The organism is Aurantimonas sp. A3-2-R12, assembly GCF_036016755.1.
In the GTDB taxonomy this organism is placed as follows: Bacteria; Pseudomonadota; Alphaproteobacteria; order Rhizobiales; family Rhizobiaceae; genus Aurantimonas; species Aurantimonas coralicida_A.
On sequence record NZ_JAYXIH010000088.1, the window covers coordinates 1 to 5,538 of the forward strand.

Genomic DNA, 5,538 nt, shown 5'->3' on the forward strand with positions numbered 1-5,538 from the left:
AAATCTGATGAAACAGCCTTTCCCATAGAGCACCTCCTGCTCACAGAGAATCAAACCGAACATCAAATGGGAACCCGTCGATTCAAATTATTCGCCGGATGCTCTAGCCAAGGACCCCGACCCAACCAGTGCCAAATTCGACCCTGTCCGGCACGCGCCATGCGGCCGGATCGGTCAGAAAATCTGCATGACCGCGAGGGCTGCGGCACCGTAGACACCGCCCAGAACGGCGACCGATGCCACCCCGAGAAGGATGGAGGCAATCAGCCAGAGACCATCGCGGGCGGTGATCGCCACTCCGGCGAGAGCGATAGCGACGCCGGGCGCCATGTTGGTCAGTGGAAAGGGAAGCGCCACCAGTGCCGCCATCAGAAAGCAGAACCAGCCGACCGCGACAAGCAGCACCCATTCAGGCTCGGGCCAATAGCGATGCCGTGCGAGGCGCTCGATCCAGCGCAGCGTCGGTCCGATCTTGCGCATCCCCATGCCGAGCGTGTCGGCGCTGAGGCGGATCCGATGGATACGGCCAGGCAGCCAGAGCCGGTGGCGGCCGATCGCAAGCTGCAGGGCGAACAGCATGAGCGGTATCCCGAAGAGCAGCGAGGCGCCCGGCGGGAGCGGAACCAGATTGAGCCCGCCGAGCAGAATGAAGAATGCCCCATACGCTCGCGAATCGAAGGCCTGGGACAATTCGCCCAGCGTTGGACCGGTCCGGTCGCGATGGGTATAGCCCCGCAGAATGGCGGAGATGCGTCGTTGCCGCTTGACCCCGCGTCGCCGCAGCGATCGTCGAATGTTTGAGAAGGCGGCGGGTGACACGGTGGATACTCGGTAAACTGGGTTTGCGGAACGGATCGCGGAGCTGAATGGCATGAGGCAGGCAATGCCAAACCGCCGACACGGCCTCCCCCTTAATCAAGGAGTCCGCAAACACTATGACGGGGTGGATATTAAATCGGCGTTTCGTTGGCAAACATCAAGCGGCTGCGTTGGCTGGTCGCCAACCGATTCCCATGTCGATGTGACTAATCGATACCCCTCGAGGCGCTTTGCGAGATCCGCGTCAGCCCGTCGCAAGCTGGGGCCGGGCGGCGCCGGCTGCGGTGGCGATCGCGTCGACGAGATCGCCATAGCCGACGAAGCGCCGCTCGTGCGCGAGCCCGAGACGATCGGCGATCGCGCGTGCGCGGGCATCGAGCTCGGCGTCGTCGGTCTGGGCAATGTGGACGACGCGTTCGTAATTGCCGAACAGCATCGCCGTCATTTCGGGATAACGGTCGAGGCGAAACGGCTTGGCGATGAACGCGTCGAACTGACGGGCGAGAAAATCGGTAAGCCAGAAGGTGGTCATGTTGGCATCGCCTTCGGCGGCGAAGCGGTCATTGCCGAGGAAAAAGGAATAGCAATGCGGGCCGGCAATGCGCTCGACGCCATGGCGTTCGCAGACCGCGTCGAGATGGCCGCCAGTGCCGCAATCGGCATAGGCGATAAAAATCCTGGACGCGCCCCGGTTCCGGGCCTTGAGGATGGCTGCTTCGACGGCTGGCGCGATCTTTTTCGGCGCGTTGTGAAGAACGGCCGGCAGGCAGGTGAGGTCGACATGGTCGAGGCCGTTGGCAGTGAGGATGGCGACAATCTCCCGCGCGATGGCGCCGCAGGCGATGACCGTGAGCCGCTCGACATTGTCACGGGAGGGCGCGGTGGCGTGGGCGGGGCCGTCGAACATCAGCCTTCCAGATGAAAATGTCGCGAGGGAGCGGAACCGGCGTAAGTCTCAGCCGTTTTTCCGTCACATTCTCGAAACGGAGAAAACAGCATGGCCCACCGCATCGCAATATTGTCCGGGGTTCTCGTCGGGGCGCTTCTGCTGTCCGCTTGCGCCAACACCGTGCGCGGGGTTGGCCGCGACCTTGGCAACACCGTCGACGCCACCGGGGCCGCTGTCAGGGACGTCGCGCAATAGGCAGTCGACCAGCGCGGCGTTGAACCGGCGCGGGGCCTTCGGGAAGCCGCGCCATTCTCATGGGCGCAGCGAGGGGGAGGCGGCAAGATATCCGTCTTGAACACAGCCCGACCGCTGCGCGTCGCGTCAGCGTCGGAACTGGGAGAGGGGTGGATGACCCGGGTCATGCTCGCCGGAGCTGATTGTGCTTGCGGGCCATCAGATCTTTGGCGATCTCGACCGTGATCGCCGCATCGCGGCAATAGGCGTCGGCGCCGACCTGATTGGCGAAATCCTCGTTCAACGGCGCGCCGCCGACAAGGACGATATAGTCGTCGCGCCGGCCCTTCTGGACCAACGTATCGATAACCACCTTCATGTAGGGCATCGTCGTGGTCAGCAGCGCCGACATGCCGAGAAATTCGGGCTGGTGCTCGTCGAGCGCGGCGAGATACTTGTCGACGTCGATGTTGATGCCGAGGTCGACGATCTCGAAGCCGGCGCCCTCCATCATCATGCCGACGAGGTTCTTGCCGATGTCGTGGATGTCGCCCTTGACGGTGCCGATGACCATCTTGCCCTGTTTCGGCGCACCGGTCTCGACCAGCAACGGCCGCAGAATCTTCATTCCGGCCTTCATGGCATTGGCCGAGAGCAGCACTTCAGGCACGAACAGGATGCCGTCGCGAAAATCCTCGCCGACGATCTGCATGCCGCCGACGAGCGCCTTGGTCAGGACGTCGTAGGGCGTCCAGTCCCGTCCGAGGAGGATGTTGGTGCCTTCCTCGATTTCCTCCTTCAGCCCGTCGTAAAGGTCGTCCTTCATCTGGGCGACGAGGTCGTCGTCGGAGAGCTCGGCCAGTACGATCTCGTCGTTATCCGCCATGATGGCACTCCTCACCAGCGGCCTCTCCCAAGGCCTTATTAGGGAACGGTGTCGGCGCATGTCGGGCGCTTCGCACCGCATCACGATCGAGAGTAGGGCAAAGGGCGGTAAACAAATCTTCCGGCTGCGACATTGCCGATGCCGAAAACGACGTCCGCGCCACGGATACGCTTGCCGAGCCAGCCCGGCGACTGTCCTTCGCGCGTCACCGATCTTCGCATCCGGAACGGCGAGCGGGATTTGTCCTTTTACAATCGGCTGTGATTGCCGCGTATGCTCGCGGGAGGATGTCGGCCGGGGAGGGTGCAGAGCCCGGCCGGCGCCAGCGGACAATGCCAGGAGACGACGGATGAGCGACGTGACCGGACAGGCCCCCGAGGCGATGGAAGCCGAGAGCGGTGCGGCGGGCGGACGACGCGGGCGCGGCGGTGGCGGCGGCGCATCGGCTCGGCGCGCGGCCCGCACCCAGTCCGGGTCGGGACCAAAACTTGCCTATATCCGCCGGTCGCTTCCGGAATACGAGGTGCTCGACGAGGAAGGTCTGGCCCTGATCGAGGCGAATGCAGACACGGTGCTTGAGGAGATCGGCATCGAATTTCGCGACGACGCGGAAGCGCTGGCGATGTGGAAGGAAGTGGGCGCCGACGTGTCCGGAGAGCGGGTGCGTTTTCCCAAGGGGCTTTGCCGCGAACTGTTGAAGACAGCGCCGCGGATTTTCACCCAGCACGCCCGCAATCCGGAGAACTCGGTCGAGATCGGCGGCAAGGCCACGGTGTTCGCGCCGGTCTACGGTCCGCCTTTCGTGCGTGACCTCGACGGCGTGCGGCGCTACGCAACGATCGAGGATTTCCGCAACCTCGTGAAGCTCGCCTATATGGCACCGTCGATCCACCATTCGGGCGGCACGGTGTGCGAGCCGGTCGACATCCCGGTGAACAAGCGTCACCTCGACATGGTGCATGCGCACATGACGCTGTCCGACAAGCCGTTCATGGGCTCAGTGACGGCGCCGGAACGGGCCGCCGACACGATCGAGATGTGCCGCATCCTGTTCGGCTCGGACTTCGTCGATCAGAACACCGTTGTCATCAACCTGATCAACGCCAACTCGCCGATGACCTTCGACGGCACCATGCTGGGCGCGCTCAAGGTCTATGCCCGGGCGAACCAGGCCTGCATCGTCACGCCCTTCATCCTGGCAGGGGCCATGAGCCCGGTGACGGTCGCCGGCACCTTGACGCAGGTGCTCGCCGAGGTGCTGGCGGGCGCCGCCTTCACCCAGCTTTGCCGGCCGGGCGCGCCGGTCGTGTTCGGTACCTTCGCCTCGTCGATCTCGATGCAGTCCGGCGCGCCGACCTTCGGATCGCCGGAGCCGGCGCTGGTCTCCTATGGCGCGGCGCAGCTCGCGCGCCGGCTCGGCCTGCCGTTCCGTACCGGTGGGTCGCTCTGCGCCTCCAAGGTGCCGGATGCCCAGGCAGCCTACGAGAGCGCCAACACGCTGAACTCGACGGTGCTGGCGGGCACCAACTTCGTGCTGCACGCTGCCGGCTGGCTCGAGGGCGGGCTGGCAGCCTGCTACGAGAAATTCGTCATGGATTGCGATCAGCTCGGCATGATGCAGGCAATGGCGCGCGGGGTCGACTTGTCCGAAAACGGCCAGGCCATGTCGGCGATCCGCGAGGTCGGGCCGGGCAGCCATTATCTCGGCTGCCAGCACACCCAGGACAATTTTCAGACGGCGTTCTATCGCTCGTCCATCGCCGACAACAATTCCTTCGAGCAGTGGTCGGCCGAGGGCGCGTTGCGCGCCGAGAACCGGGCCAACCAGCTTTGCCGGCGCTGGCTCGATGCCTATGAGGCGCCCGCGCTCGATCCCGGCGTCGCCGAGGCGCTTTCCGGCTTCATCGCCAAGCGCAAGGAGTCCGAGCCCGACGCCTTTGCCTGAAAGGGACAGGCGGACCCGGCCGCCGCAAGCGAAGCGAACGCCGCCGCGAAAGTCGGCGCGACGATCCACAGTGCGGTTTGGAAGGGGCTGCAGAGCTGATTTGGGCCCGCCTTATCCATGCTTATACAAGCTCACACGGAACGGTTGCGATGAACCGTTGATCGGTTATGTTCGTCGGGCGGCAAGCTGACCGGGCGGCTCCAGGGATCTCGGTGAACAAGCGTTTCCTTCTGCTGGGCTAGCCGTACGTGCATCATCTTCTCGCGATATCCGTTGTCAGTCTTGCGGCCGGATGCCGGCTTCTCACCGCCTTTATCGGTTTGGTGGCGACGTATTTGGACCCGAGTCAACCGGTCAGCGATGATCGCGCCGTCTACGCACTCCTGCTTGCCTATGTTGTCTTTGCCATTGGTCTTGTGGTGGTGTCGCGACGGATTGAAAGCGCCAGATATCCCGCGTTGATCGTCCATGCCATCGATATCGCCGTGCTGGCAACGTTGATGCAGTTTACCGAAGGATCGACGAGCCCGTTTTTTCTGTTTTTCACGTTCCTGCTTTTCAGTTCGATGCTCCACTGGAACTGGGTGGGCGCCTTGGCCACGACGGCGGTTCTTGTCGGGATCCTGTTTGTCACCTGGATATCTGGTGTCGAATCCGGGGATGTCCCGAAGTTTGTTGAACTTCGTTGAGCGGCGATGCCGGGTTGAACGTTACGCGGCCCTCGATGCAGGGGCAATGAACTTTTCGGCATTTTGGCGCTGATGG

At 63.5% G+C, this 5,538-nt stretch carries 6 protein-coding genes; 3 read left to right on the top strand and 3 right to left on the bottom strand.

Annotated elements, in window-relative coordinates; translation table 11 throughout:
• Positions 1–174 precede the first annotated feature (174 nt).
• The gene (locus VSX60_RS21835; protein WP_327626349.1) at positions 175–819 is read right to left on the bottom strand and encodes an exopolysaccharide biosynthesis protein; all 645 of its coding nucleotides are present in this window, start codon (positions 817–819) and stop codon (positions 175–177) included.
• A 244-nt stretch (positions 820–1,063) separates the two neighbouring features.
• Positions 1,064–1,726, bottom strand: coding sequence for a DUF1638 domain-containing protein (locus VSX60_RS21840; protein WP_327626350.1), 663 nt, complete (start codon positions 1,724–1,726; stop codon positions 1,064–1,066).
• A 90-nt stretch (positions 1,727–1,816) separates the two neighbouring features.
• Here VSX60_RS21840 and VSX60_RS21845 point away from each other — a divergent pair, with 90 nt between their 5' ends.
• The gene (locus VSX60_RS21845; RefSeq protein WP_327626351.1) at positions 1,817–1,963 is read left to right on the top strand and encodes a hypothetical protein; all 147 of its coding nucleotides are present in this window, start codon (positions 1,817–1,819) and stop codon (positions 1,961–1,963) included.
• Between the two features lie 163 nt (positions 1,964–2,126).
• On the opposite strand, the gene VSX60_RS21850 is transcribed toward VSX60_RS21845, so the two are convergent.
• Complete coding sequence (locus VSX60_RS21850) at positions 2,127–2,828, bottom strand: corrinoid protein (protein WP_327626352.1); 702 nt, start codon at positions 2,826–2,828, stop codon at positions 2,127–2,129.
• A 349-nt stretch (positions 2,829–3,177) separates the two neighbouring features.
• On the opposite strand from VSX60_RS21850, the gene VSX60_RS21855 reads away from it, so the two are divergent.
• Both VSX60_RS21855 and VSX60_RS21860 read left to right on the top strand, forming a co-directional pair.
• Positions 3,178–4,773, top strand: a complete 1,596-nt coding sequence (locus tag VSX60_RS21855; protein ID WP_327626353.1) for a trimethylamine methyltransferase family protein — start codon at positions 3,178–3,180, stop codon at positions 4,771–4,773.
• A 248-nt stretch (positions 4,774–5,021) separates the two neighbouring features.
• Complete coding sequence (locus tag VSX60_RS21860; protein ID WP_327626354.1) at positions 5,022–5,462, top strand: hypothetical protein; 441 nt, start codon at positions 5,022–5,024, stop codon at positions 5,460–5,462.
• Positions 5,463–5,538 lie beyond the last annotated feature (76 nt).

Coding starts and splice junctions, on each gene's coding strand:
- VSX60_RS21850 (WP_327626352.1), bottom strand. CDS start 2,828: ATGGCGGATAACGACGAGATCGTACTGGCCGAGCTCTCCGACGACGAC.
- VSX60_RS21855 (WP_327626353.1), top strand. CDS start 3,178: ATGAGCGACGTGACCGGACAGGCCCCCGAGGCGATGGAAGCCGAGAGC.
- VSX60_RS21845 (WP_327626351.1), top strand. CDS start 1,817: ATGGCCCACCGCATCGCAATATTGTCCGGGGTTCTCGTCGGGGCGCTT.
- VSX60_RS21840 (WP_327626350.1), bottom strand. CDS start 1,726: ATGTTCGACGGCCCCGCCCACGCCACCGCGCCCTCCCGTGACAATGTC.